Annotated in this window: 26 protein-coding genes; 10 read left to right on the forward strand and 16 right to left on the reverse strand. The window is 71.2% G+C overall.

The genetic code is table 11. The features are described 5' to 3' along the window. From ACWEOE_RS11400 to ACWEOE_RS11415, 4 genes are all read right to left on the reverse strand, one after another. A complete protein-coding gene (locus ACWEOE_RS11400; protein WP_452007161.1) occupies positions 1-1,260 on the reverse strand; it encodes a sensor histidine kinase in 1,260 nt (419 codons plus the stop codon). Positions 1,261-1,345: 85 nt separating this feature from the next. Next, positions 1,346-1,552: a hypothetical protein gene (locus ACWEOE_RS11405; protein ID WP_452007163.1), complete on the reverse strand. Its 207-nt coding sequence runs from the start codon at positions 1,550-1,552 to the stop codon at positions 1,346-1,348. A 10-nt stretch (positions 1,553-1,562) separates the two neighbouring features. After that, positions 1,563-2,678 carry a fatty acid desaturase family protein gene (locus ACWEOE_RS11410; RefSeq protein WP_452007165.1) on the reverse strand — a complete coding sequence of 372 codons (1,116 nt, stop codon included), beginning with the start codon at positions 2,676-2,678 and terminating at the stop codon, positions 1,563-1,565. A gap of 9 nt (positions 2,679-2,687) precedes the next feature. Continuing rightward, on the reverse strand, positions 2,688-3,773 hold the full coding sequence (locus ACWEOE_RS11415; protein ID WP_452007167.1) for a ferredoxin reductase: 1,086 nt from the start codon (positions 3,771-3,773) through the stop codon (positions 2,688-2,690). Positions 3,774-3,867: 94 nt separating this feature from the next. Here ACWEOE_RS11415 and ACWEOE_RS11420 point away from each other — a divergent pair, with 94 nt between their 5' ends. Then, positions 3,868-4,551 (forward strand): TetR family transcriptional regulator, encoded by a 684-nt coding sequence (locus ACWEOE_RS11420; protein WP_452007168.1) that lies wholly within the window; start codon positions 3,868-3,870, stop codon positions 4,549-4,551. A gap of 47 nt (positions 4,552-4,598) precedes the next feature. Here the strand turns inward: ACWEOE_RS11420 and ACWEOE_RS11425 are convergent, their stop codons facing one another. The 3 genes from ACWEOE_RS11425 to ACWEOE_RS11435 form a co-directional block, all read right to left on the reverse strand. After that, the gene (locus ACWEOE_RS11425; RefSeq protein ID WP_452007170.1) at positions 4,599-5,357 is read right to left on the reverse strand and encodes a hypothetical protein; all 759 of its coding nucleotides are present in this window, start codon (positions 5,355-5,357) and stop codon (positions 4,599-4,601) included. Positions 5,358-5,587: 230 nt separating this feature from the next. Further along, on the reverse strand, positions 5,588-6,190 hold the full coding sequence (locus ACWEOE_RS11430) for an aldehyde dehydrogenase family protein (RefSeq protein WP_452007246.1): 603 nt from the start codon (positions 6,188-6,190) through the stop codon (positions 5,588-5,590). Continuing rightward, complete coding sequence (locus tag ACWEOE_RS11435) at positions 6,075-6,602, reverse strand: hypothetical protein (protein ID WP_452007172.1); 528 nt, start codon at positions 6,600-6,602, stop codon at positions 6,075-6,077. The genes ACWEOE_RS11430 and ACWEOE_RS11435 overlap by 116 nt, the downstream gene beginning before the upstream one ends. A gap of 224 nt (positions 6,603-6,826) precedes the next feature. On the opposite strand from ACWEOE_RS11435, the gene ACWEOE_RS11440 reads away from it, so the two are divergent. After that, positions 6,827-7,180, forward strand: coding sequence for a RidA family protein (locus ACWEOE_RS11440; protein WP_452007174.1), 354 nt, complete (start codon positions 6,827-6,829; stop codon positions 7,178-7,180). A gap of 150 nt (positions 7,181-7,330) precedes the next feature. Here ACWEOE_RS11440 and ACWEOE_RS11445 read toward each other — a convergent pair whose 3' ends face one another. After that, a complete protein-coding gene (locus ACWEOE_RS11445) occupies positions 7,331-8,029 on the reverse strand; it encodes a helix-turn-helix transcriptional regulator (protein ID WP_452007176.1) in 699 nt (232 codons plus the stop codon). A gap of 187 nt (positions 8,030-8,216) precedes the next feature. On the opposite strand from ACWEOE_RS11445, the gene ACWEOE_RS11450 reads away from it, so the two are divergent. After that, complete coding sequence (locus tag ACWEOE_RS11450; RefSeq protein ID WP_452007178.1) at positions 8,217-8,951, forward strand: lipoate--protein ligase family protein; 735 nt, start codon at positions 8,217-8,219, stop codon at positions 8,949-8,951. Positions 8,952-8,954: 3 nt separating this feature from the next. On the opposite strand, the gene ACWEOE_RS11455 is transcribed toward ACWEOE_RS11450, so the two are convergent. Then, the gene (locus ACWEOE_RS11455; RefSeq protein ID WP_452007180.1) at positions 8,955-9,482 is read right to left on the reverse strand and encodes an Lsr2 dimerization domain-containing protein; all 528 of its coding nucleotides are present in this window, start codon (positions 9,480-9,482) and stop codon (positions 8,955-8,957) included. 146 nt (positions 9,483-9,628) lie between these two features. Between ACWEOE_RS11455 and ACWEOE_RS11460 the strand changes: the two genes are divergently transcribed. Next, positions 9,629-11,032, forward strand: a complete 1,404-nt coding sequence (locus ACWEOE_RS11460; RefSeq protein ID WP_452007182.1) for a dihydrolipoyl dehydrogenase family protein — start codon at positions 9,629-9,631, stop codon at positions 11,030-11,032. 216 nt (positions 11,033-11,248) lie between these two features. Here ACWEOE_RS11460 and ACWEOE_RS11465 read toward each other — a convergent pair whose 3' ends face one another. Then, positions 11,249-13,378 carry a hypothetical protein gene (locus ACWEOE_RS11465; protein ID WP_452007184.1) on the reverse strand — a complete coding sequence of 710 codons (2,130 nt, stop codon included), beginning with the start codon at positions 13,376-13,378 and terminating at the stop codon, positions 11,249-11,251. A 260-nt stretch (positions 13,379-13,638) separates the two neighbouring features. Here ACWEOE_RS11465 and ACWEOE_RS11470 point away from each other — a divergent pair, with 260 nt between their 5' ends. Both ACWEOE_RS11470 and ACWEOE_RS11475 read left to right on the forward strand, forming a co-directional pair. Further along, on the forward strand, positions 13,639-14,142 hold the full coding sequence (locus ACWEOE_RS11470) for a DUF3145 domain-containing protein (RefSeq protein WP_452007186.1): 504 nt from the start codon (positions 13,639-13,641) through the stop codon (positions 14,140-14,142). Between the two features lie 31 nt (positions 14,143-14,173). Continuing rightward, positions 14,174-14,767: a hypothetical protein gene (locus tag ACWEOE_RS11475; RefSeq protein WP_452007188.1), complete on the forward strand. Its 594-nt coding sequence runs from the start codon at positions 14,174-14,176 to the stop codon at positions 14,765-14,767. 70 nt (positions 14,768-14,837) lie between these two features. On the opposite strand, the gene ACWEOE_RS11480 is transcribed toward ACWEOE_RS11475, so the two are convergent. The 5 genes from ACWEOE_RS11480 to ACWEOE_RS11500 form a co-directional block, all read right to left on the reverse strand. Next, positions 14,838-16,088: a beta-ketoacyl-[acyl-carrier-protein] synthase family protein gene (locus tag ACWEOE_RS11480; protein WP_452007190.1), complete on the reverse strand. Its 1,251-nt coding sequence runs from the start codon at positions 16,086-16,088 to the stop codon at positions 14,838-14,840. Between the two features lie 64 nt (positions 16,089-16,152). After that, positions 16,153-16,398 carry an acyl carrier protein gene (locus ACWEOE_RS11485; protein ID WP_020657583.1) on the reverse strand — a complete coding sequence of 82 codons (246 nt, stop codon included), beginning with the start codon at positions 16,396-16,398 and terminating at the stop codon, positions 16,153-16,155. Between the two features lie 71 nt (positions 16,399-16,469). Continuing rightward, positions 16,470-17,453 carry a beta-ketoacyl-ACP synthase III gene (locus tag ACWEOE_RS11490; protein ID WP_452007192.1) on the reverse strand — a complete coding sequence of 328 codons (984 nt, stop codon included), beginning with the start codon at positions 17,451-17,453 and terminating at the stop codon, positions 16,470-16,472. Then, a complete protein-coding gene (locus ACWEOE_RS11495; RefSeq protein ID WP_452007248.1) occupies positions 17,450-18,382 on the reverse strand; it encodes an ACP S-malonyltransferase in 933 nt (310 codons plus the stop codon). Before ACWEOE_RS11495 ends, ACWEOE_RS11490 begins: the two co-directional genes overlap by 4 nt. A 185-nt stretch (positions 18,383-18,567) precedes the next feature. Continuing rightward, positions 18,568-19,779 (reverse strand): PucR family transcriptional regulator, encoded by a 1,212-nt coding sequence (locus tag ACWEOE_RS11500; protein ID WP_452007194.1) that lies wholly within the window; start codon positions 19,777-19,779, stop codon positions 18,568-18,570. Between the two features lie 159 nt (positions 19,780-19,938). On the opposite strand from ACWEOE_RS11500, the gene ACWEOE_RS11505 reads away from it, so the two are divergent. The 4 genes from ACWEOE_RS11505 to ACWEOE_RS11520 all read left to right on the forward strand — a co-directional run bounded on the left by ACWEOE_RS11505 (position 19,939) and on the right by ACWEOE_RS11520 (position 24,071). After that, entirely contained in the window at positions 19,939-20,865 is a 927-nt protein-coding gene (locus tag ACWEOE_RS11505; protein WP_452007196.1) for an ABC transporter ATP-binding protein, read from the forward strand. After that, positions 20,862-22,076 carry an ABC transporter permease gene (locus ACWEOE_RS11510; RefSeq protein WP_452007198.1) on the forward strand — a complete coding sequence of 405 codons (1,215 nt, stop codon included), beginning with the start codon at positions 20,862-20,864 and terminating at the stop codon, positions 22,074-22,076. The genes ACWEOE_RS11505 and ACWEOE_RS11510 overlap by 4 nt, the downstream gene beginning before the upstream one ends. 316 nt (positions 22,077-22,392) lie before the next feature. Continuing rightward, positions 22,393-23,280, forward strand: a complete 888-nt coding sequence (locus ACWEOE_RS11515) for a mechanosensitive ion channel family protein (RefSeq protein ID WP_452007200.1) — start codon at positions 22,393-22,395, stop codon at positions 23,278-23,280. 152 nt (positions 23,281-23,432) lie between these two features. Beyond that, the gene (locus ACWEOE_RS11520) at positions 23,433-24,071 is read left to right on the forward strand and encodes a nicotinamide mononucleotide transporter family protein (protein WP_452007250.1); all 639 of its coding nucleotides are present in this window, start codon (positions 23,433-23,435) and stop codon (positions 24,069-24,071) included. On the opposite strand, the gene ACWEOE_RS11525 is transcribed toward ACWEOE_RS11520, so the two are convergent. After that, positions 24,052-25,665: an L-lactate permease gene (locus ACWEOE_RS11525; protein WP_452007202.1), complete on the reverse strand. Its 1,614-nt coding sequence runs from the start codon at positions 25,663-25,665 to the stop codon at positions 24,052-24,054. The two genes, ACWEOE_RS11520 and ACWEOE_RS11525, sit on opposite strands and share 20 nt — an antisense overlap. Between the last annotated feature and the right edge of the window lie 181 nt (positions 25,666-25,846).

Consider the following 25,846-nt stretch of genomic DNA (forward strand, 5'->3'; position numbering starts at 1 on the left):
CTAACCGGGCAACGGCACGTCTACGGTCACGACGGTCGGGCCGCCGGGTGGGCTCGACACCCTCAGCTCACCGTCCACCGGCCGCAGCCGCTCCGCGATCCCCGCCAGCCCGCCGCCCGGCACGACCACCGCGCCGCCGGGGCCGGGGTCGGTGACGGTGAGCCGCAGCACGCCGTCCTGCTCGTCGATCCCCACGGTGCAAGGCTTTCCGGAGTGCTTGGCGACGTTCGTCATCAGCTCCGCGGCCGCGAAGTACACCACCGTCTCCAACGACGGCGGCGGCCTGCGCGGCAACCGCACCGCCACCGTGGCGGCCATCCCGGTGGAACCGGCCACAGTGGACAGTGCGATGTCGAGGCCATTGTCCAGCGCGGCCGGGTGGATGCCGCGCGCGAGGGCGCGCAGCTCGACCAGCGCCTGCTTCGCGTTGCCGTGCGCGGCTTCCACGAGCGCCCGCACCTGGTTGACCTCGACCGTGTCCGCGGCCAGCTCTTCCTTGGCCAGCCCCAGTTTCATCGCCATGGCCACGAGCTGGGCCTGGGCCCCGTCGTGCAGGTCGCGCTCGATGCGGCGCAGCTGCTGTGCGGCGTCTTCGAGCGCCGTCGCCCGCGTCTCTTCGAGGAACCGCAGCCGTTGCCGCAAGCCCGGCCCCGACAACAGCAGCCGGCCGAGCTGCCGGTCGAGGGAGGCGAGCGCGTGCACGACCCACGGCACCGCGCCCAGCGCGAGCACACCGCCGACCGCCCACAGCACCGTGCCCGGCCAGGTGCGGGTGAAGATGTTGTAGACCGGCAGCACATCGCGCGTGAAGAACCACAGCACCGGGTAGATCGCCGCCGCGGCGCCGAACACGAGCAGCGAGCCCGCGACGGCGAACCCGGCGACGGCGACCGGTACCCGCAGCACGAGGTACGCACCCGCGCGCCACGCGTGCCGGTCACCGAGCCGCGCGATGAGCCAATGCCCCAACCCGGGTCGCAGCTGCACCGGAGCCGGCGCGCGCAGCGGGGTGTCGAGCAGCGCACCCGTCAGCCGCCGGTGCAGGCCTCCGCACAGCCGCATCACCCGCACGACCCCCGCGAGCACCACCAGCCCCAGTCCGAGCGGGCTGAGGGCGAGGCCGACAGCCAGGCCGAGGAGCACCACGACCAGCGCGGTCGGCGACAGCACCCCGGCCACGAGCAGCCACGTCGCTTCCGTCCGCGTCCGCCGCAACGGCCCGGGCCACCAGAGCACACGGGGGCCGGCGGGCGTCGTCATGCCTCGGAGTCTGCCCGCCCCGCGCGCGGCCGACCACCGGGATCACCGGCGAACCGGGCGGGGGATTTCCCCCGCTCCCGGCAGGTCAGCCGGCCTCGGGGTCCCGGTGGTCTTCCTTCGCCCGCTGCGACGCTTCGCGCATCTCGATCACATCGGTGAGCCACTCACCCGTCTCCCGCGCGATTTCGCGCACGGCGCCGGTGATGATCGTCGCGATCGCCCCGATGTGCGTGGCTGCGGACTCCGTGAGCTCCTGCACCGTGTCCTTGCCGCTTTCGAACTGACCCACCATGTGAGGTTCCTCAGGCTGCTCGGAGTTGCCGGTCGGGATCCACCGTAACGCCCGGGGTGCGCGATGGCGTGCCGGGAAGTGCCAGCCGCACGATCTTCTTCGCCACCGACCACAGCTGCTTGCGCAGCGGCCCGGTGTTGTACGGCAGGCCGTAGCGCTCGCAGATCTCGCGCACCTCGGCCGCGATCTGCGGGTAGCGACGCGCCGGGATGTCCGGGAACAAGTGGTGCTCGATCTGGTGCGACAGGTTGCCCGACATCACGTGGAACAGCGGCCCGCCGGTGATGTTCGCCGACCCGAGGATCTGGCGCAGGTACCACTGGCCGCGCGACTCGTCGTCGGTCTCGTCCTCGGTGAAGCTCTCGACGTCGGCGGGGAAGTGGCCGCAGAAGATGATCGCGAACGCCCACAGGTTGCGCACGAGGTTCGCGCTCGCGTTGCCCAGCAGTGTCAGCGGCGCGAGCGGTCCCGTCAGCAGCGGGAAGAGCACGTAGTCCTTGCCGATCTGGCGCGCGGCCTTGCGCACGATCTTCTTCAGCACCGGCACGTTCTCGGCCCACGTGCGCTCGCCCTTCACGACCCGCTCGACCTCGAGGTCGTGCAGCATCACGCCCCACTGGAACAGCAGCGCCAGCAGCGTCGCGTACACGGGGTTGCCGAGGTAGTACGGGTGCCACTTCTGGGCCGGGTCCATCCGCAGGATGCCGTAGCCGATGTCCCGGTCCTTGTCGAGGATGTTGGTGAACGTGTGGTGGATGTAGTTGTGGGAGTTGCGCCAGTTCTCCGCCGGTGCCACGTTGTCCCACTCGAAGCGCTGCGAGCTCAGCTCCGGGATGCGCGTCCAGTCGTACTGGCCGTGCATCACGTTGTGGCCGATCTCCATGTTGTCCAGGATCTTGGCCAGCGACAGCGCCGCGACACCCGCGACCCAAGCCGGCGGCAGGAACCCGGCGAACAGCAGCCCGCGCCCGGTCACCTCCAGGGCGCGCTGGGTCTTGATGATCGAGCGGATGTACTCGACGTCGGCCTCGCCGAGGTCGTCGACGATCCGCTGCCGCAGCGCGTCGAGCTCGCGGCCGAACTCCTCGACCTGTTCGGGGGTCAGGCGATCCTGTAATCCGGTCATCGTCGCCTCCTAGGCGTTGATCTCCACGTCCCCGACCGGGACGCTGATGCACAGCTGGATTTCTTCGTCTTCTTCGCCGGAGATCTCGCCGGTGCGGGCGTTGCGCACGCGCCCGGCGGTCTTCACCTGAGTGCAGGAGAAGCAGATGCCCATGCGGCACCCGTGTTCCGGCGACAGGCCCGCGTCTTCGGCTTGCTCCAGCAGTGGTTTGCCGGAGTTGGCGCATTCCCGGCCGCTGCGGGCGAAGCGCACGGTGCCCTCCGCGGCCTCGGTGTCGAAGGTGAGCGGCGGGGCCGTGAACTCTTCGGTGTGCAGGCGTTCACCGAGTCCTTCGGCCTCGAACAGTTCGCGGGCCGCGTCCATGAGGGGTTTCGGGCCGCACAGGAACGTCTCGGCGTCGCGGAACCAGGGCGCGGCCTGCTCCAGGTGACCTTGTGAGAAGAACCCGCGCAGGTCGCCGCCGGCCGCGTGGGTGTACGCGTGCACGACCCGGAAACCCGGGTGCCGCCGCGCGAGTTCGGCCAGGTCGGCGCGGTGCAGGGCGTCTTCCGAACTGTTCGAGTAGTGCAGGAACACGACCTCGCCGCGGTGCCCTTCGGCCACGAGCCGGCGCGCCATTGCCAGCACCGGCGTGATGCCGCTGCCGCCACTGACCAGCACGATCCGCTGCGGGCGCGGCGAGGGCAGCGTGAATTCGCCCGCCGCGGCCGACAGCCCGAAGACCGTGCCGGCGCGGGTGGTGGTGTGCAGGTGGCGCGACACCAGGCCCTGCGGGTCGGCCTTGACCGTGAACTCGAGATCGCCTTCGCCCGGTCCGCACGGCGAGTAGCAGCGGGTGCGCCGCACACCGTCGATCTCCACCGTCAGGCGCACGTACTGCCCGGCTTCGAACCCCCGCCACGCGCGGCTCGGCCGCACGGTGAACGTGACGGTGTCCGGCGTCTGGTGCCGCACGGCGACGACCCGGCCGCGGATCTCCCCGCGGACCAGCATCGGGTCGAGCAGCTCGAGGTAGCGGTCGGCGCCGTGGGGGGTGAGCAGGGCCTCGGCGAGTGAGGCGAGCCCACGCAGGCGCCGCGGGAGCAAGGCGGTCATCACACCCTCCAGAGATTTGAGTGCACAGCTGTACACTCAACAGTGTGGGGGCACGGACCGGGCGGCTGTCAACGCGGGAGCGAGGTGATGTGACGTGGACCATGCCGAAGGGGTCAGTACGCTCTTGGAGGTGAGCGCAGCGGAGATGCCGGCTTCGTCGGTGAGCCGGCAGGAGCGCAAGCAGCGCACCCGCCAGGCGCTGCTCGACGCCGCGCTGGAGCTGCTGGCGGACCGCGGGTTCGCCAGCCTTTCGCTGCGCGAGGTCGCCAAGGGTGCGGGCATCGTGCCCACGGCGTTCTACCGGCACTTCACGTCGATGGACGAGCTCGGTGTGGCGCTGGTCGAGGAGACCACCCGCACGCTGCGGGGCATGATCCGCTCGGCGCGCACCGAGCCCGTGAGCCACCTCGGCATGATCGACGCTTCGGTGAACACCCTGTACGAGCACGTGCGCGCCCACGAGGACCACTTCCGCTTCGTCACGCGCGAGCGCTACGCCGGCACCGGTCCCGTGGCGCGCGCCATCGGCGTCGAGCTGCGGCTGTTCTCCGGCGACCTCGCCATCGACCTCGCCCGCTTCGACCACCTGCGGGAATGGCCGACCGAAGACCTGCACGCCCTGGCCGACCTCATCGTCACCGCGATGCTCGCCACGGTCGTCGACCTGCTGGAGGTGCGCCACGGCGACCGCGAAGCCGATCAGCGCACGCTGGACCTGGCGCGCAAACGTCTGCGGATGATCTTCGTCGGGGTGCCCCACTGGCGGCCGTCGGGCTGACCGTGAAAACGTGCTCCGGGCCGGGAAAACCCGGCCCGGAGCACGTTTCAGGCGCGCGCCGCGGCTTCCAGCGCGGGGTCGGTCAGGAACAGCTCCGCCAGCTCGACGTCGCGGTCGATCAGGCCCTGTCCCCGCGAGTAGCGGATCTGCGTGCTCAGCGCCTTGCGGTTGGGCTCCAGCCCGTAGGACCAGTAGTCCTGGCCCAGCAGCCCCGCGGTCCGGTGCGCCTCCGCCGCCAGCCACGGCAGCATGACCTTCAGCGCCTGCTGGTCGAGCAGCTCCTCCCACGCGAGCTTCTTCGCCTCGGCGAACGCCGCCAAGACATCCACGAGCGCCGCCCGGTTCGCCGCGGCGAAGTCGGTGCGAGCGGCGAGCAGGTGCATGACGGGGAAGTGGCCCGTCCGCTCGTAGTAGTCGGCTTCGAGGGCCGGGTAGTCGGGGAACAGCCGGTCGGCGCCGGCTCCGAAGCACCGCGGCGGGTGGTAGGCGATCATCGCGTCGAGCTCGCCGTCGAGCAGCAGCTGCGACAGGTCTCGGCCGACCACCGGCCTCAGCGACACTTCCGGCCCGAGATCCGGCACGGCGACCCGGTCGCGGACCGGTGTGTCGATGTCACCGACGAACCACTCGATCGTCTCGGGGTGCACCCCGTACTCGTCCCGCAGTATGCCCCGCGCCACGAGCGCCGCGGTGTTGGTGTAGTCGCGCAGCCCGACCCGGCGTCCGGCGAGGTCTGCGGGTGCGGTGATCCCCGCGCCATCGCGGACGTAGATCGCCGAGTGGCGGAACGAGCGCGAGGTGAACACCGGCAGGCCGATGTACCGCGCGGTGCCCCGGGGCGACGCTGATGAGGAAGTTGCTGAACGAGATCTCCGTCAGCTCGTACGGCGCGTCCTGGAACGCCCGGGAGAACAGCTCTTCGATCGGGCCGTCGACGAACTCCCAGCCGGCCAGGGGCACCCGCCCGCTCATCAGCGGGCGGGTGCGGTCGTTGGCGGAAACGGCGATGCGGTGTGGCACAGTGCTCCTCCCGGTCTCAGCTGTAGTCCAGCACGAGCAGCCGGACGTCGGTCAGCTCCTCCATCGCGTACCGCGTGCCTTCGCGGCCCAGGCCCGACTCCTTCTGCCCGCCGAACGGCATGCTGTCCACGCGGAAGGTGGGGGAGTCGTTGACGATCAGCGCGCCGACGTCGACCCGGTCGCCCGCGCGCAACGCGGTGCGCAGGTCCTCGGTGAAAATGGCGCCCTGCAAGCCGAACCGCGACGCGTTGACGCGCTCGATCGCCTCGTCGATGCCGCGGTAGGGGTTCACGGTCACGACCGGGCCGAAGATCTCCTCGTCCTCCACCTTCATCCCCGGCGCGGTGTGGGTGAGCACGGTCGGAGCGACGACCGTGCCGGCGCGCGTGCCGCCGACCTCGACCACGGCACCCGCGGCCCGAGCCTCTTCGATCCACGACTCGATGCGCTTGGCCGAGCCTTCGTCGATGACCGGGCCGCACTGCGTCGCCTCGTCCAGCGGGTCACCCGTGCGCACCCCGCGGACGGCGTCGAGCAGCTCGCCGAGGAATTTGTCGTACACCGACTCGTGCACGAGCACCCGCTGCACACCGATGCAGTACTGGCCGGCGAACACCATCCCGCCGCGCACGCAGCAGTCCACGGCCCGGGCGAGATCCCCGTCCTCGTGGCCGGAAGAAGATGAGCAGCAGCGGCGCGGCGACGCCGATCGCGGCGTAGGTGGGCAGCAGGCCGATGGCTGCCGTGGACACACCCATCAAGGTGAGCGTCCACACCAGCACGACCTTGCGGCCGTAGCGGTCGCCGAGGTGCCCGGCGATGATGCCGCCGACCGGCCGCATCAGGAACGACACCCCGAACGTCGCGAGCGACAGGATCAGGCCGATGGCCGGGGGCGCGGGGGAGAAGAAGGCCGGGCCGAACACCAGCGCGGACGCGGTACCGAAGATGAAGAAGTCGTAGAACTCGACTGTGGTGCCGACCAAGGTCGCCGCTGCCACGCGACGTTGGTTGGTGGTGGGTGCCGTCACGGGGGAAGTCCTCTCTGCACGACGGGCACAACGATTCGCGCGGCCGCCGCGGGTGCGGGCCGCTGCCGCCGGACCGGCCGGACGACGAGGTGGTGCGAAGTTGACAGAGAGTCTAAGCATAGATATTTTGTTGAGGCAAGGGTGTGGGGACGACCTTCCCCACCGGTGCGACATCTCGCCCGGGCTCGCCACCCGACCTCCCCCGCGGAAAGGACCACGTCGCCATGACCTCGACCGACTTCGACCACCCCTACTCCGAGACGGCCAGCGCCGGGAACACCGTTTTCGTGTCCGGTTGCCTGCCCCTCGACGAGAACGAGAACCTCGCCCCGGCCGGCAAACCGGCGATGGACGCGGCGTTGAAGACGGTCGAGCGCCGCCTGGTGAAGGCGGGGCTCGACCTGTCCGATGTGGTCAAGCTGACCTACTTCGTCACCGACATCGCCTACCGTGCGCTCGCGAACGACCAGTACGTGGACACCTGGTCCGAGCCGCGTCCGGCCCGCACCGTGGTTCAGGTCGCCGGTCTTCCGCGGGGCGCGACGGTCGAGATCGACGCGATCGCGCACCGCGCCTGACGCGCGGGCTCCGTGGATGTTCGCGGCCGGCCGGTCCGCCGGCGATCCTGTACCCGGGTCGTCGGCTCGGGATCGGCCGGCTCGTGGTGCGCGGGAAACGCCGTTCCGGCAGGGAGTTCCGCGGGTTGCTCGGGTCCTGGCCCGGGCGCGCTACGCCTGCGTGGCGGACGGGGCTTCGTCGCGCAGCCGGCCGATGTAGTTGTAGACCGAGGCGCGGGAAATACCGAGCCGCCCGGCCAGCATGGGCACCGCGCGGCGCAGCTGGAACACGCCGCGCTCGTCCAGGGTCTTGAAGACCGACAGCCACTCGGCGGTTGCCAGGTGGGTGAGGGGTTTGCCCAGCTGGCCTTCGACGTCGGCGAGCACCGACTCGATCACGGTCTCCGCGTCGCTGCCGAAGGTCACCGGCTGGGGTTCGGCAGCGCTTTCCTCACCGATGACCTCGCCCAGCAACATCGACGACAACCGCAGCTGCGTCACGTCGAGGTTGATGCAGAGGGCGCCGGCGACGCGACCGTCGGCAAGGCGCAGCAGCATCGTCGTGCTCTTCATCACGCGGCCGTCGGGCAGGCGGGTGATGTAGTTGATCTTGTCCTCGGCCGATTCGCCCTGGCGCAGGAGCGAGAGCCCGATCGCGCTCATCGGCGAGCCGATCTTGCGGTGGGTCACGTCGCCGGCGATCGCCACGACGGAGTGGTCGTCCCGGCGGAAGTCGTGGAGCACGACTTCGCAGATGCGCCCGAAGGTGGTTTGGATACCGGTGACCAGCGGTCGTGCGGCGTCCAGCACCCGGTCGGCCTCGGCGTCGGCTTCCGCCGACCAGGCTGCGGCCAAGTCCTCGTCACCCATGTGGCTCCTCCGCTCGGGGTCAACCGGCGTTTCCCGAAATTACCACGGCGTCGCGAGCCACGTTCGCCGGTGATCGTCCGCGCGCGCTTGTGTGCCAACACGGTTCGGGCATCGGCGGCGGCTACGCTCGGCGTGGGCAGCGAACTCTCCGGCGCCGGCCGTGGAGCGAGAACGTGGAGGAACGAACGTGGACACCGGATCGGACGTGCGCGCGGAGTTCGGCGATCCGGCCTCGAACCTGGCGTTCGACGAGGCGCTGCTGCGCGAAGGCCCGGCCACGCCGGTGCTGTGGCTGTGGCGCAACCCGGTGAGCGTGGTCGTCGGCCGGGGGCAGAAGGTGGCGCGTGAGGTGCGCGTGTCCGAGTGCGAGCGCGACGGCGTGCCGGTGCTGCGCCGGGCCAGCGGCGGCGGCACGGTGTTCCACGACCCGGGCAACCTCAACGTCACGCTCGTGCTGCCCGGCCCGGCCGACCGGCCGCTGGAAATGCTCGGGCTGGTGATGTCGGCGGCCGTCGAGAAGCTCGGGTTGCCGCCGCGCCTGGGCGAGCGCGGCTTGTTCGTGGGTGACGCGAAGCTGTGCGGGTTCGCGGTGTTCCGCACCAAGAACGGGCTGCTGGCGCACTCGACACTGCTGATCGACACCGACGCCGCGCGCGTCGGCGCCTACCTCACCTCGGCGCCGCCGGACCCGAAGCCGCTGGATTCGCACCGCAGCAAGGTCGCGTCGCTGGCCGACCACGGCGTGCACCCGGCCGAGGGCGAGGCCGAGGCCGTGGTGCGCGCCGCGGCGGCGGGGCTGCTCGGCACCCTCGTGCCGCGGCCGCCGACCGACGCGGAGTTCGAGCGGCAACGCTCGTTGCTGCACACGCGCTACCACTACGACGGCTGGCACGCCGACGGGAAGCAGCGCCCGGCGGCGTGAGGGCTACTCGCCCGAGGAGAACGTGACGGCGGGGATCTTCTTCGCCGGGCGCCGGGCGGGCTCGGCGGTCTTCGCCGATTTCGGTTCCCCGGCCGGGTTTTTGACGGCCGCGGTGGTCTTGACCGCGGCCGCGCGCGGTTCGGTGGTCTTGACCGCCTTCGCCGGCTGGGCCTTCTTGGCCCGCGTGGGCTTCGCGGCTGGTTCGGCCTTCGCCGGCCGCGCCGCGGTTTTCGCTCCTGCCGCGGTTCGCTTCGCGGGTTTGGCCTTCGCCGGAACTTCCTGCGGCTCAGGGTTCTTCAAGCCGGTGTTGGCGCTGGTTTTCGCGCCGGCCGCGAGCTGCGGACGCTGCTTGCGGCCACCCGTGCGTCGCCCGTGGCGCACGTACGGGGCGAAGATTTCCCGTAGCGCGGCGGCGTTGCGCGCGGAGAGGTCGATCTCGTAGTCGATCCCGTCGACGCCGAAGCCCAGCGTCTCGGCGGCGGCTTCGCCGGTGAGGTCGTCCACCACGTGGACGGCAGTGTTCTTGGCCATGGCGAAAGCCTCCGTGCTCGATCGTGGTCGTGCGTGCAATCGGCACGGCGACGACCCGGTCACCCGGTGTCGCCGATTTCTTGCAGCTTGCGGAACACAGTAGCGGCTGGCTTGCGTGAAGCCGCGCGGTGGTGTGCGCTGAACCCATGTCAGGACAGACTTTCGACGTCGTGGTGATCGGCGGTGGCCCGGTCGGCGAAGTGGCCGCGGAACGCGCCGCCCGAGGCGGGTTCAAGGTGGCACTCATCGAGCACGAGTTGTTCGGCGGTGAGTGCTCCTACTGGGCGTGCGTGCCGAGCAAGGCGTTGCTGCGCCCCGGGAACCTGCTCGCCGCGGCCAAGCGCATGCCGGGGGTGGTGGTCGGCGACGTGCTCGACCCGGCGAAGGTGTTCGCCCGCCGCGACGCGTTCACAGGTGGCAGTGATCCGGCTCGCGACCGGAGTCAGGCGGACTGGGCCCGCGGGGTCGGTGTCGAGCCGATCCGCGGCCACGCACGGATTTCCGGTGAACGGGAGGTGACGGTTTCCGACGGGCAGGTGCTCACCGCGCGCCACGGCGTGATCGTGTGCACCGGCAGCGTTCCGTACTCGCCGCCGATCCCGGGGCTCGACACGATCAAGCCGTGGGGCTCGCGTGACGCGACTTCGGCCTCGGCCGTGCCCGCGCGCCTCGGCGTGCTCGGCGGCGGCGTGGTCGGCGTGGAGATGGCGCAGGCGTGGGCGCGGCTCGGCGCGCAGGTGCACCTGATCATCGCGGGCGAGCGTCCGCTGCCGCGGCTGCCGGAGTTCGCGGGCGACCTGGTGCTCGCGGGCCTGCGGGCCGACGGCGTGACCGTGCACACCGGCTCGGGCATCGACGAGGTGTCCGCTGTGGACGGTGGCGCTTCGCTCAAGCTCGCCGGCGGCGAGGACCTCGTGGTCGACGAGCTGCTGATCGCCACCGGCCGCACGCCCGCGACCGGGCACGTCGGACTGGAGGTGCTGGGCCTGGCGACCGACGGCCCGCTGGAGGTCGACGAGAGCGGCCGCGTGTCCGCCGTGGACGGTGGCTGGCTCTACGCCGCGGGCGACGTGACCGGGCGGGCTCTGCTGACCCACCAGGGCAAGTACGCCGCCCGTGTGGCGGGCGACAGCATCGCCGCGCGTGGCCGGGGCGAGAAGATCACCGTCGAGCCCTGGAGCAAGTACAGCGCGACGGCCGATCACCACGCCGTGCCGCAGGTGATCTTCACCGACCCCGAGGTGGCGTCGGTCGGGCTCACCGAAGCGCGCGAGGGCTCCGCGGACCGCGTCGTGGAGATCGACATCGCGGTGGCCGGCTCGGCGCTGTACGCCGACGGCTACACCGGCAAGGCCCGCATGGTCGTCGACACCGAGCGCGGGGTCGTGCTGGGCGTCACCTTCGCCGGCCAGGACGTCGCGGAACTCCTGCACTCCGCCACGATCGCCGTGGTGGGCGAGGTGCCGCTCGACCGGCTGTGGCACGCGGTCCCCGCGTTCCCGACGATCAGCGAGGTCTGGCTGCGGCTGCTGGAGGCGTACGGCCTGTAGGCCCTTTTCGCGCAGCGGGCTCGCGGTTGGTGACCGGGGCCCGCTGTTTGCGTTGTGCCGCGGGCTCGCGGGGCTGTGGACGCGGCTGCGCCCGGGCCCGGTGCTCCGACGGGATCGCGCTGCGTTCTTGATCAGCGTGCGTGGGATGGCTCCTGCGCAGCAGGCCCGAGTCGGCGACTTGGGCCCGCTGTTTTCGCGAGGTGCCGTGGTTGCGCGTCAGGCGGGCATGGCGAGGCCGAGTGCGCCCTGGGCAGCGCGCGCGAGGGCGGGGTCGTCCGGAGTGGACGGACCCGACTGCCACACGACCTGCACCAGCCGCACGCCGTTGCCGTCGAGTTCGCTCGCGTAGGCGGCGTTGTCGAAGGCCGGCGTTGGGGTCGGCCACTTGCCGGTCTCGGTGGCGACGTCGAGGATCCCGCCGCCGCCCGGGGTATCGGCGATCTGCTTGAAGTGGGTGGCCTGCGCGGCGTCGGGGAACTCGACCACCGCCATGGTCACGGCCGCGGCCCGGCCGTCGACCTGGGCGGTGTAGCTCGCGCGGCGCACGGCGGAGCAGCTCGTCTGCTGCAGGCTCGCCTGCACGTCGCCGAACGCGTGGGAGGCGCAGCGCTGGTCCGCGCTGCTCGCCCGCGGCTCGAACGACAGGCTCTGCGTCGCCGCACTGCTCGCCGGGGCACTGGTCACCGGCGCGCTGCTCGCGGGCGCCACCGGCCGCCCGCTCGAACTCGGCGGCGGTGCGGCCTGCCCGCCCCCACCGCCTCCGGTCGCGGCCACGACGATCGCCGTCACCAACAGGATGCCCAGCAACCCGATCGCGGCCACCGGCACCCACCGGACGGTCCGCGACTGCTCCTTCGCCGGCGGGGCGGGCTTCGCCGGCACTTCGACCGAGCCCACCGCCGGAGCCGAAGACACCGTCCTCGCCGGCGCGGGCTGCCGAGCCGGGGGCACGGCAGCGGTGGCCGGACCACCGGCGCCCACGGACTTTCCTCTCGACACGCCGTTCGCGGCCACCGGTTTTTCACCGGGGCCGGCACCAGCGCGGCCATCGCCCGAGGGCTGGCCACCGTTCGGCGCGGGCCTCGGCGCCGGCACCGCGCGCGGCACGACCGGAGCCTGCTTCGGCGACGCCATCTGCTCCGTCGCCGCCGCGTCCGACGACCCACCCGGGCCACCGGGGAAGCTCGGCGCCGCGGTCGACTCGGTCGGGGCGTCCGCGAGGTGGTCCGCTCCGGCCGGGGGAACGGCCGAAGTGGACGGATCGGCGGTGTCCTCGACCACGGGGGAAGCGGCCGCCGCGGCGGGGTTCGGTGCGGCGACGGATTCGGTCGGCGTGTCGGTGAAGCTGGGCGTGTCGGTGAAGCTGGGCGCCACACTCGCGGCCGCCGTGACCGGGCTCGGTGCGGCGATGGACTCCGTCGGCGCATCCGAAACGTCCGGCGTCACACCGACGGCCGGGGAAGTGGCCGAAGTGGACGAACCCGGAAAGACCGGCGCCGAAGGGGGCACCCCCGTCAGGGAAGCGGACGCGACCTGCGGCACCGGCCGCGTCGTCGGGATGACCGGCGGAGGCGGCGGCACCGAGGTGATCCGCGGCCGCGGCGCCACCGGAGCACCGGCAGCCGGCTGGGCGACAACAGGTTGGGCGACAACAGGCTGGGCGACCACAGGCCGAACATCGGCAGGCCGAACAGGGACCGGCACCGCGGCGGGAACCACCGGCACCGGCGGGTCATCCGTGTACCGGACGAATCCCTCACCCAGCAGCACCTCGTCGGACAGCGGCGGCGCGTCCGGCGCCAGCGCCGTGATCAGCGCCCGCGCCTGGTCCAGCGACCGCGCGCTGCGGGCGGTGGCCAAGGACACCGTCGCGGCCAGCATCGTGGTCGGCGTGGGGTGCAGCACGCGCACCGGCCCCGCCAGATCGGCCGGCGGCTGGTCCACCGTCTCGACGTAGGGCCCCACCGCCACGATCGTGCCCACCGGCCCGGAGCCCGGGGCCAGCTCGGCGATGCGGCGTTCGCACTCGGCGGAGAGGTCGAGGGCCTCCGTGGCGGGGTTCACGGCGTCGTCACCGTGGACCAGGGGCCAGCCGTCGGCTTTCCACGGGCCGCCGAGCGGGGCCTCGAGGCGCAGGGCCGGATCGGGGAGGTCGACGCCGATCACGATGAGCACGCCCTTCGGCAGCACCACCACGGCCTCGACGGCACGCTCGCCGCCCGCCGGGCGGGCGCCGATGAGGGCGACGCCCCCGATGACGGTGCTGCCGCGGCCGAGGGAGGCCAGCGCCGCCCGCACATCCTCGGCGACGCGCGACGGCTGCTGCCCGAGGCGGACCAGTCGCACCGAAACCCTCCTCACCTCGTCCGTTCCGGTGCATCACGCTAGCGTGCCCGCGCCCGGATTCCGTGCTGCGCGCGGACGCGTCGGCGAGCCTCCCTCCGAAAGGGGGTTCCCGTGCGACTTGTGGTGTTCGTGTGGCCAAACCGCACGGTTGGGGTGCAGAATGTGCTACACATCGGGAAGCGGCACGGAAGCCCACAAGCCGAAGCAGCTCGAGAGGTCGTAGGGGAAGACGTCCCTCGTCGAGCAAGCGGAGGTCAGCAGTGAGCACCCGTGGCAACACCCGAGGTGTGGTGTACGTCCACTCGTCGCCGTCTGCGGTGTGTCCGCACGTCGAGTGGGCTATTTCGGGCACCCTCGGGGCCCGAGTCGAGCTGAAGTGGACGGCGCAGCCCGCCAGTCCCGGACAGCTCCGCGCCGAGTGCGGCTGGCGCGCGCCTGCCGGCACCGCGGCCAAGCTGGCCTCGGCGCTCAAGGCGTGGCCGATGCTGCGCTTCGAGGTCACCGAGGAACCCAGCGCCGGCGTCGACGGCGAACGCTTCTGCTTCGCGCCCGGCCTCGGCCTCTGGCACGGCCGCACGAGCGCCAACGGCGACATCGTGGTGGGCGAGGACCAGCTGCGTGCCCTCGTGACCATGACCCGCGGTGGGGAATCGCTGGCGCACAAGCTCGACGAGCTGCTCGCGGCCAACTGGGACGAGGCGCTCGAGCCCTACCGCCACGCCGGCGACGGCGCTCCGGTCACGTGGTTGCACCAGGTCGGGTGACACCGGCGGCCGGGTGGGTACCCTCTCGGGGGTGACCGTCCGCCCGCCCGCACCCGCCCGCCAGCGGTGGCTGGTACCCGTCCTCGTCGTGGTGCTCTCCATCACCGTGGGCGGAGGCCTGCTCGCGCGAGAGCTCTACCGCCGCCCGGTCGTCGACGCGGGCGTGCCCAGCGCCCTCACCCCTCCGACGCCGGTGGCCGCCGAAGACCAGCCCGGCCCCGGCGACGTCAAGGTGACCGACGACGCGGCCCGACACCCCGACGTGGAGGCGGTGCAAACCGTGCTGCAGGCCTTCTTCGACGGCGTCAACAAACACGATTACGCGACGTGGGCGAGCGCGGTCAGCAAAGGCCGGCTCGACGACACCCCGAAAACGGAGTGGACGAAGGACTACGTGTCCACGAAGGACGGCAGCATCACGCTGTACCGCATCGAACCCGGCGCCGGTACGTCGCTGAGGGTGCTCGTGGGCTTCACCAGCACGCAGTCCGAGGACGAGGCGCCCGACGATCTCAAAGCGGGCTGCATCCGCTGGCGCCTCGTTCTGCCGATGGTCTTCGAGGGCGGCGGGTACAAGATCGACACCATCAGGGCCGGCACCGCGCCCGAACACGAGAAGTGCTGACTGGACCACACCACGAACGAGGGCCCCTCCCGACACCCGGGAGGGGCCCTCGTTCGTGAAGCGGAACCGATCAGGCGGCCGGCGTGAACAGCAGGGCGGTGTTGTGGCCGCCGAAGCCGAACGAGTTGCTGAGCGCCGCGGTGAGCTCGACCTTGCGGTTCTCGCCCGACACGACGTCGAGCTCCACCTTCGGGTCGAGGTCGGTGAGGTTCAGCGTGGCCGGGACCACGCCTTCGTACAGCGCGAGGATCGTGGCGATGCCCTCGACCGCGCCGGCGCCGCCGACGAGGTGGCCGAGCGCGCCCTTCGGCGCGGTGACCACGGCGTGGTCGCCCACGGCCTTGCGGATCGCCGCCGCCTCGCCGATGTCACCGACCACAGTGGACGTCGCGTGCGCGTTGACGTGACCGACGTCCGACGGGGACAGCCCGGCCATGCTCATCGCCGCGCGCATCGCCGCGATCTGACCGATGCCCTCGGGGTGGTTGCCCGTGATGTGGTAGGCGTCGGAGGTGATGCCGTAGCCGGCGAGCTTCGCGTAGATCCGCGCACCGCGGGCCTTCGCGTAGTCGGCCCGCTCCAGCACGACCACCCCGGAGCCCTCGCCGAGCACGAAGCCGTCGCGGCTCGAGTCGAACGGCCGGGACGCGGCCGCCGGGTCGTCGTTGCGGGTCGACACCGTGCGCGCCTGGGCGAAGCCCGCGAGGGTGATCGGGTGGATGCACGCCTCCGTGCCACCGGCGACCACGACGTCGGCCCGGCCGGACCGGATCATCTCGTAGCCGGTGGCGATGCCCTCGGCACCGGAAGCACACGCCGAAGCGGGGGAGTGCACGCCCGCCCGCGCCTTGAGGTCGATGCTCACGTGCGCGGCCGGCCCGTTGGGCATCAGCATCGGCACGGTGAGCGGCGACACCTTGCGGAGGCCCTGCTGGTGCAACAGGTCGTTCTGGCTCAGCAGCGTCATGGGCCCACCGACACCGGTGCCGATCGAGACACCCAGCCGTTCCGGCTCGACGTCGGTGTGCTCGTCGGTCTGCTCGGCGAACCCGGCGTCGGCCCAGGCCTGCCGGGCGGCGATGATCGCCACCTGCTCGCAGCGGTCAAGCCGGCGCGCCTGCACGCGGGGCAGGACCTCCGACGGGTCGACAGCCAGCGCGGCGCCGATCAGCACGGGCAGGCCCAGCTTCTCGGGCCAGTCCGCCTCGATCTTGCGCACACCGCTGCGACCGGTCAGCAGACCGTCCCAGGTGGACGCGACGTCCCCGCCGAGGGGCGTGGTCGCCCCCATCCCGGTGATCACGACGTCGATGTTGCTCATGGGAGTCTCCCCAAGGTCTCGGCTCCGGACCGGGGAGCTTCCCCGGCCCGGGTACGAAGAGGACTTACTTCTGGTTGGCGGACACGTAGTTCACCGCGTCGCCCACGGTCTTCAGGTTGGCGAGCTCGTCGTCCGGGATCTTGACGCCGAACTTGTCCTCGGCCTGAACGGCGATCTCGACCATCGACAGCGAGTCGATGTCCAGGTCGTCCACGAACGACTTCTCGGCGGTGACGTCGTCCTGAGCCACACCGGCCACCTCTTCGACGATCTCGGCGAGGCCGGCGAGGATCTCAGTGTTGTCAGCCATTGGAGTTGTTCCCTTCTCGGTTCTTCTTCAGGTCCACCTCGCGAGCACGGCGCTCGCGGGGGAAGTATCCATCAGGGGCAGACGAAGGCCTGCCCGGCATACGAGAGCCCGGCGCCGAAGCCGATCGCCAGCACGACGTCGCCCGGCTTCGCGGTGCCCGCCTTGCGCATGTGGTCCAGTGCCAGCGGGATCGACGCCGAGGAGGTGTTGCCCGAGTACTTGATGTCGTCGGCCACGGCGATGTCCTCGCGCGCGCCCGCGGACTTCAGCTTCTTCGCGATGCTCTCGACGATGCGCAGGTTGGCCTGGTGCGGGATCAGCACGTCCACATCGGACGCCTGCAGGCCCGCGGCCTCCAGCGCGCTCATCGCGATCGGCGCGATCTTCGTGGTGGCCCACCGGAAGACCGACTGGCCCTCCTGGTAGATGTACTTGTTGTCCCGCATGGTGATCAGGTCCACGAGGTCACCCGCGCTGCCCCACACGACCGGGCCGATGCCCGGCTCGTCGGCACCGCCGACCACCGCGGCGCCCGCGCCGTCGGCGAAGATGATGGCGTTGGCCCGGTCGGTCGGGTCGACCACGTCGGTGAGCTTCTCGGCGCCGATCACCAGCACCTTCTTCGACGAGCCCGCGCGGACGAGGTCCGAGGCCACGCCGAGGCCGTAGCAGAACCCGGCGCAGGCGGCGTTGAGGTCGAACGCGCCGGGACCCGGGATGCCGAGGCGAGCGGCGACCTGGGCTGCGGCGTTGGGGATCTGCGTGGGCATCGTGCAGTTCGGCAGGATGACCGTGTCCACTTCGGACGGGTCGACGCCGGCGTCGGCCATCGCGGCCTCACCCGCGGCGACGGCGTAGTCCACGAGGAACTCGTCCTCGCTGCCGAAGCGGCGCTCGATGATGCCCACGCGCTCGCGGATCCACTGGTCGTTGGTGTCCATGAGCTGCGAGAGGTCGTCGTTGGTCACGACCCTCTCCGGCTGGTGGCTGCCGACGCCGAGGATCCGGGTGCTGGCAGGGCCCGTGCTCAGGCGGAGGCTGGTGCGGTCGGTCACTGGGCGTCCTCCTCGCGCAGCTTCGCCAGCTCGGCCGGCGTCTTCAGCGCGGTGGTTGTGGTGACGACACCCTTGAGCTGGCGCTTGACCAGACCGGTCAGCGTGCCCGCGGGCGCGAGTTCGACGGTGCTGCTCACGCCGAGCGACACGAGGCCGTCCATCGTGAGGTCCCAGCGCACGGGCCGGGTGACCTGCGCGACGAGCCGCCGCAGGTACTCGGTGCCGCTGGTGACCACGGTGCCGTCGGCGTTCGACAGCAGCGGGCGCGTGGGGTCGGCCGGGGTGAGGCCGGCGGCGTGCTCGCGAAGGGCGTCTTCCGCCGGCGCCATGTACGGCGTGTGGAAGGCTCCCGCGACCTTGAGCGCACGGATCTTCGTGCCCTCCAGGGGTTCGGCGACGATCCGCTCGATGGCGTCGGCGGCGCCCGAGGCGACGATCTGCCCGGCGCCGTTGCGGTTGGCGGCGGTCAGGCCCTGGCCCTCGAGCCACGCGACGACCTGGTCGGGGTCCCCGAGCATCACGGCCGCCATCGACGTCGGCTCCAGCGCGCAGGCCTTCGCCATCTCGGCACCGCGCACCGCAGCCAGCGCCACGGCGTCGGCCGGGGTCAGCACCCCGGCGATCGCGGCCGCGGCGAGCTCGCCCACGGAGTGACCGGCCACCGGCGCGTCGTCGGCCACCGGCGCCACCTGCTGCAGGCGCTCGAACGAGAGCAGTGAGAGCGCGACGATCAGCGGCTGCGCGACCGCGGTGTCCTGGATCTCCTCGGCGTCGCCTTCCGTCCCGAGGCGCACGAGGTCGAGCCCGGCGCGGGCGGACCACTCCTCGACGCGCGCGCGGGCACCGTCGGACTCGAGCCAAGGGGAGAGCATGCCGGGGGCTTGTGAGCCCTGGCCTGGGGAGAGGACTGCTGCTGTCACGCCGTCTATGACACCACGCTCGGTCGTCTCCCCCGGATGCGGCCGGTCACCAAGTCCGCCGGGCGTTATTGGAGGAAACCTCCAAAGACCCGCGGGGGATCCTTGCCCTTAACCCAGATGCCTTGTGGGATTCAACCATCGCTTGCCGTGAAGTCCGTCACGGGTCCACGGGTTCCCGTGATCGTCACCGAGTGTCACCAGAGGCCGCGGGCGCGGGCCAGCCGGCCGACGGTGAGCGCGGCCCGCAGCACGAACGCGTCGCGCGGCTCGGTCGGGTTGCGGCCGGTGAGCTCGGCGGCCTTGCGGAGCCGGTACCGCACGGTGTTGGGGTGCACGAACAACGTCTGCGCGCAGCGTTCGAGCACCCCGCCGCTTTCGAGGTAGGTCTCCACCGTGCGCTGCAGCGCGGGACCGGCCTCTTCGAGCGGCCGCGCGACGAGGTCCACCAGCAGCCGCTCGGCTTGGGGGTCGCCCGACAGCGCGCGCTCGGGCAGCAGGTCGTCGGAGCGCACGGGCCGCGGCGCGCCGGGCCAGCCGACCACCGCGCGCAGGCCGGAGAGCGCCTCGGCCGCGCTGTGGTGCGCCTCCGCCAGCGAGGGCACGGTCGGGCCGGCGACCACGGGGCCGTCGGCGAACACCGCGGACATGCGCGACAGCGTTTCGCGCTCCTTCACGCCGCCTTCGGTGGGGCCGCCGATCACGATCACCAGCCGCGAACCCTGTACCGACAGCAGCACCGGCCGGCCGACGCGCGCGGCGCGGCTGCGGACCTCGAACACCACCGTCGGCGGGTCTTCCGAAGGCGGGTTGCCCACGATCACGGTCGCGGCCGAAGCCGGGTCCCAGCCCAGCGCGGCCGCGCGAGAGAGCACGGCCTCCTCGGCGTCGCCGCGCACGATCCCGTCGACGACCAGCGCCTCGAGCCGCGCGTCCCAGGCGCCGCGCGTCTCGGCCGCCGCCGCGTAGGAGTTGGCCGCGGCGAACGCGATCTCCCGGCCGTAGCGCAGGATTCCCTCGATCAGGGCCGCGCGTTCGGCCTCGTTCGCGGCGAACTCCGGCAGCTGCTCCTCGAACACCTCGATCGCGAGCCGCACCATGCCCACGGCCTGGCGCAGGCTGACCCAGCGCGACAGCTCGGCGGGCGCGTCGCGGAACGCCTCGGTGGTGAGCTTGAGCGCTTCCTTCGAATCCCGAAGCCAATCGACGAACCCGGCCGCGCCGGCCTGCGTGATCAGCAGCACGCTCGCGCGCTGGTCGGCGGGCAGCCGGCCGAACCACACCAGCCGCTTCTCCATCACCGCGACGCTCGCGCTCGCGAGCCGGCCCGAGGCGTGCTCGAGCGAGCGCAGCGTTTTCGCCGACAGCCCGTGGTGCTTGGGGACCCGGCGCCCCGTCGTCTCAGCCATTCGTTCCGTTCCTCCGGGGGAATCCTAGTTGGACATTCGATCGGCAACTTTCGGCGGCGGACACGCAACCGGCGGCGCTAGGCACCGTGCAGCGGGATCTCTACGATCCGTAACCGGTGACGCACGTCACCGAATCCGACACCAAGGGGGAAAGGGCCGATGCCAGAGCCCGGACTGGAGATCGACGCGATCTCCAAACGCTACGGCACCGTCGTGGCACTGGAACAGATGACTTTCGACGTGCGGCCCGGCGAGCTGTTCGGCTTCGTGGGCAGCAACGGCGCGGGCAAGACCACCACGATGCGCATCGCGCTCGGGGTGCTCAGCGCGGACTCGGGCGAGGTCCGGTTCGCGGGTTCGCCGATCACGCACGAGACGCGGCGCCACATCGGCTACATGCCGGAAGAGCGCGGTTTGTACCCGAAGATGAAGGTGGGTGAGCAACTGACCTACCTGGCGCGGCTGCACGGCATGTCGGCGGCTGAGGCGAAGGCGTCGACCGAGCGCTGGACCGAACGCCTCGGCGTGGCCGCGCGCCGCGGCGACGAGGTGGAGAAGCTCAGCCTTGGCAACCAGCAGCGCGTGCAGCTCGCGGCCGCGCTGGTGCACGAACCGAGCATCCTCGTGCTGGACGAACCGTTCTCGGGCCTCGACCCGGTCGCGGTGGACGTGATGAGCAAGGTGCTCAAGGAAAAGGCGGCCGACGGCGTGCCGGTGGTGTTCTCCAGCCACCAGCTCGACCTGGTGGAGCGCCTGTGCGACCGCATCGGGATCGTCCGGAGTGGACGGATGGAGGCGATGGGCACCGTCTCGCAGCTGCGGGCCGGCGGCGCCGTGCGGCTGCTCGTCGACGCGCCGCAGGCGGCCGACGGCTGGGCCGCGAACCTGCCCGGCGTCACGGTGCTGGGCCGCGACGGTTCGGTGACCGAGCTCGAGCTGGCCGACGGGGCCGACGACCAGGTCGTGCTGCGCGCGGCGCTGGCGACCGGTCCCGTGCGCGAGTTCGCGCGCAAGCTCCCGTCGCTGACCGATCTGTTCCGGTCCGTCGTGACCGAACACCACCACGAGGAAGAAGCGGCGGCATGAGCACACCCGACGTCCGCATGAGCCCGATGTCCGGGGTCGGCCTGGTCGCCTCGCGCGAGATCAGCACCCGGCTGAAGTCGAAGGCCTACCGGATCAGCACGCTCGTGCTGCTGGTCCTCATCGTCGTCGGCATCGTGGTGCTGAAGCTGTTCGGCGGCAGCAGCGGTCCCGACGCGACCGTCGGCTTCGTGCCGGCCGCGGCGCCGCTCTCGGCACCGCTGACGGCGATCGGGAAGTCGGTGGGGGAGAACATCGCCACACAGCCCGTCGCCGACGACCAGGCCGGGATCGCGAAGCTGAAGGACGGCTCGATCGACGCGCTGCTGGTGCAGGGCGCCGACCGCGTGCACGTGCAGGTCGAGAAGGACCTGGACGGCAACCTCAAGAACGTGCTCACCGTGCTCGCCGGCCGCGTCGCGCAGAACTCGGAGATCCTCGCGCAGCGCGGTGACCCGGCGAAGGTGGACGCCGCGGTCGCGACCGCGAAGATCGACGAACTGCCGCCGCTGGAGAAACCGCACGACTACGACGGCCAGCAGCTCGTGCTCGGCATCATCGCGGGCATCCTCATCTACATGTCGCTGCTGCTCAACGGCCAGACCGTGGCGCAGGGCGTGGTCGAGGAGAAGACCTCGCGCGTGGTCGAGCTGCTGCTCTCGACCATCAAGCCGTGGCAGCTGATGGCGGGCAAGGTGCTCGGCATCGGCACGGTCGGGTTGATCCAGATGCTCGCGATCGGTGTCGTCGGCATCGCGGCGGGCCTGGGGACGGGGGTGCTCACCATCTCGCTCTCGGCGGCCATCGGCACGGTCGCCTGGCTGGTGGTTTGGTACCTGCTCGGATTCTTCATGTATTCGATCGTGTTCGCGGCGCTCGGCGCGCTCGTGTCGCGGCAGGAGGACGTGAGCGGTGCCGTGTCGCCGGTGCTGATGCTCGTGATCGCCGGGTACGTGGTGGGCATCTCGGTGCTGCCCTCGGACCCGTCGAACAAGTTCGCCGAGGTGCTGTCGGTGATCCCGGTGTTCGCGCCGACGCTGATGCCGATGCGGCTCGCCATGGGCGGCGTGCCCGTGTGGGAGGCCGTGGTGTCGGTGGGGCTCGTGGTGCTGCTGATTCCGGTGTTGATCTGGCTGGCCGCGCGGATTTACCGCAACGCCGTGATGCGCACCGGCGCGAAGGTGAAACTCCGCGACGCGCTGCGCGCCGCCTGAGTGTCCGTTCGGTGAACGCGAGTCGTCGTCCTGTGACCTGAAAAGTATTCGCAGGGCGACGACTCGAACACCCGCTGAATACATCGCGCACGAATAAGGCGGAAATGCTCGAGGCCGCCCGGCGCTTGCGGTTTACGCTGCGCCGGACGGCCTCGTCTCCCCGGTCCCCACCGGTAGGACAAGTATGGACGCGATTGATCTTCTCGCGCCAGTCGTCTCACTCGATCGTGGTGCAACGCACTCCCGCCGGCTGGGTACCTGATCATCACCCGCTGCCACGGACGTCAGCCGGGAATCCACGACGAAGGGAGCCAGCGTGGGTGAGCAACTCAAGGACGGACTCGGACAGGCCTGGAATCTGGTGGCCACGTTCGTCCCGAAACTCGTCGGTTTTCTGATCATCCTGCTGATCGGCTGGCTGATCGCGAAAGCGGTGTCCAAAGCGCTGTCACTCGTGCTCGGAAAACTCGGTTTCTCACGGCTCGTGGAGAAGACGGGGCTGACCGGAATGATGAAGCAGGCGAATGTCGACGCCACCGGCATCCTCGTGAAACTGGTCTACTACTTTATTCTGCTCATCGCGCTCCAGCTGGCGTTCGGTGTGTTCGGCCCGTCGAATCCGGTCAGCCGGCTGCTCAACGACATCATCGCCTTCCTGCCCCGCATCCTGGTGGCGCTGGTGCTCGTCGTCGTGGCCGCGGCCATCGCGAAGGTCGTGCGTGACGTCGTGAGCTCGGCCATGGCCACGCGCCCGGCGGGCCGGCTGCTCGCCACCGTGGCCTACTGGCTGATCATGGCGTTCGGCATCATCGCCGCGCTGGGCCAGGTCGACATCGCGACGGCCGTCACCGGGCCCGTGCTCATCACCGTGCTGGCCACCATCGGCGGCGTGATCGTGGTCGGGTTCGGCGGCGGCCTCATCAAGCCGGCGCAGGACCGCTGGGGCGGCTGGCTGACGAACCTGCAGGGTCAGCTCGGCACCCAGGGCGGCGGTCAGCGCCAGGTCGGCGGCCGAACCACCCAGGCCCAGACCACCCAGGCCCAGACCACCCAGGCCCAGACCACTCAGGCCCAGACCACTCAAGCGCAGGCCCAGACCACCCAGGCCACCCGGACCGCGCCGGCCGCGCAGCCGGGAAACGGCCACCAGACGGCCACCGACACGCCGACCCCGCCGGTCGGGTTCAACCGCGTCGACCACTGAGTCCGACGCGGTTCGACGGGCCCGGTGCATCGCCGACGGCACCGGGCCCGTCCACGTGCCGGGACCGTGTCGCGTGCCTCACATGCAGGGGAATCCCTGGCCTGCCACGGGTGTTGCCAGCAAGGGTCATGGGGGACGAGAGAGGTGCGGACGTGGACTTCCTGCTGCAACACGGCATCACGGTGCTCGGCCAGTGGATCTCGATCGCGGAGCTCGCGGGCCAGGTGCTCGCGCTCGCGGTCGTGTTCCTGGCCGACCGGCGGACGCTCTGGACCTGGCCCGTGCAGGTCGGCGCGACCATCCTGCTCTTCTCCGTCTACGTCTCGGCCGACCTCGGCGGCCTGGCCGGCCGGCAGATCGCGATCCTGCTCATCTCGCTCTACGGCTGGTGGGCCTGGCGCCGCCGCACCGACCCCCTCAACGGCGTCGTCGTGCGCACCGCGCGGGCGACCGAGCGGTGGGTGATGCTCGGCGCGTTCGTGGCCGGCACCGTGGTGATGGCGCTGGTCCTGCAGGCGCTGCACGCGTCGTGGGCTCCGTGGCCGGACGCCGCGATCTTCGTGGGCACGCTGGTCGCCTTCGGGGCGCAGAGTGCCGGGCTGGTGGAGTTCTGGGGCGTCTGGCTCGTCGTCGACGCGATCGGCGTGCCGCTGCAGATCTCGTCGGGCCTGTACTTCTCCGCCGCGATCTACCTCGTCTTCGCCGGCCTGGTGATCCACGGCTGGTGGAACTGGAACCGCTCGGCCAAGGGCGTGGCCGCGCACCGGGCGGTCACGGCAGCATCCAGCTGAGCACCGGCGTGCTCTGCCCGAGCACGATGAGGCACATCACCAGCAGCAGGCCCACGCTCCACGGCAGCACCTTGCGCAGCAGCTTCCCCTCTTCGCCGGGCAGGTTGGCCGCGACGCACGCGATGGTGAGGTTCTGCGGCGAGATCATCTTGCCCAGCACGCCACCCGAGCTGTTCGCGGCCGCCAGCAGGTCGGCGGGCAGGCCCGTCTGGTGCGCGGCCGTGACCTGCAGCGCGCCGAACAACGCGTTGGCCGACGTGTCCGAGCCCGAGACGGCGACGCCGAACCAGCCGAGCACGGGGGACAGGAACGCGAGCCCGGCGCCGGCCGCGGCGATGAACGTGCCGATGGTGCTCGTCTGACCGGACAGGTTCATCACGTAGGCCAGCGCCAGCACCCCGGTCACGGTCACGATCGCGAACCGCAGTTCCTTCACCGTCGCCAGCCACTCGCGGCCGGCCGCACCCGCGGCGACCTTCAGCGCCACGAGCGTGAGCAGCCCGGCGATGAGCACGAGCGTGCCGCCGGTGTTGAGGAACGGCAGGGAGAACGTGTTGCCGGACACGGCTTTGCCGTCCGGGCCGTGCACGTCGAGACCGGGCCAGTGGAACTTCCAGGTGGCCGCGTCGAGCAGCTTCTTGATCGGCGGCACCTGGGCGAGTGAGAAGATCACGATGATCAACGCGTAGGGCAGGTAGGCGCGCACGACCTCCCCTCGCTCGTCGGGCCGGTCGAGCGTTGCGGTGCGCGTGCCGGTGAGCACCTGTGCGCGGACTTCTTCGGGCACCGCGCGGCGCGTCATCGGCAGCGCCACGAGCGCGGCGGCGCCGGCGAGTGCCGCGCCGATGTCGGCCAGCTGCGGCGACACGTAGTTGGACGCGAGGAACTGCACGATCCCGAACGCGACGCCGCACACCAGCGCGGGCACCCACGTCTCGCGCAGGCCGCGTTTCCCGTCGACGATGATCACCAGCAGCAGCGGCACGAACAGCGCCAGCAGCGGCGTCTGCCGTCCGACGATCGACGACACCTGCTCCAGCGGCAGTCCCGACACCTGCGCGAGCGTGACCACCGGCGTGCCCATCGCGCCGAACGCCACGGGCGCGGTGTTCGCCACGAGCGCCACCACGGCCGCCTTGCCGGGCTTGAACCCGACGGCCACGAGCATCACCGCGCTGATCGCCACCGGCGCGCCGAACCCGGCAAGCGCTTCCATCAGCGCGCCGAAGCAGAAGGCGATGATCAGTGCCTGCAGCCGCGGGTCGTCGGAGATCCGGCCGAACGAGCGGCGCAGCACGTCGAAGTGGCCGGTGCGCACGGTGATCCGGTACACCCACAGCGCGTTGACCACGATCCACAGGATGGGGAACAGGCCGAACGCCGCCCCTTGCAGCGCACCGGAAATCGCTTGCCCCAAGGGCATCCCGTACACGGCGATCCCGACGATTAGCGCCACCACGAGCCCGATCAACGCGGCGTGGTGGGCTTTGGTCCGGACCACCCCCAACAGCACCAGCACCACGGCCAGCGGCACCACCGCGACCAGCGCCGAAAGTCCTAAACCGCCGAGTGGAGCCAGGTCCTGCACGAACACGCCGACCTCCGGGGGGACCGCCGGTTCCGGATCGCGGAAACGGCCTTTCACGAGGTGGCAGAGATACTCGTCACAGACCCACCGGTACGTCAACCCGGTGTCGCACGTCTGGACCAATCCGGCAGACCACCCGAAGGCGGCGTCGGGCGCGACGAATGAGGCGTTCGGTGCAGAGGAGCAC

It is taken from the genome of Amycolatopsis sp. NPDC004368, from assembly GCF_053602515.1.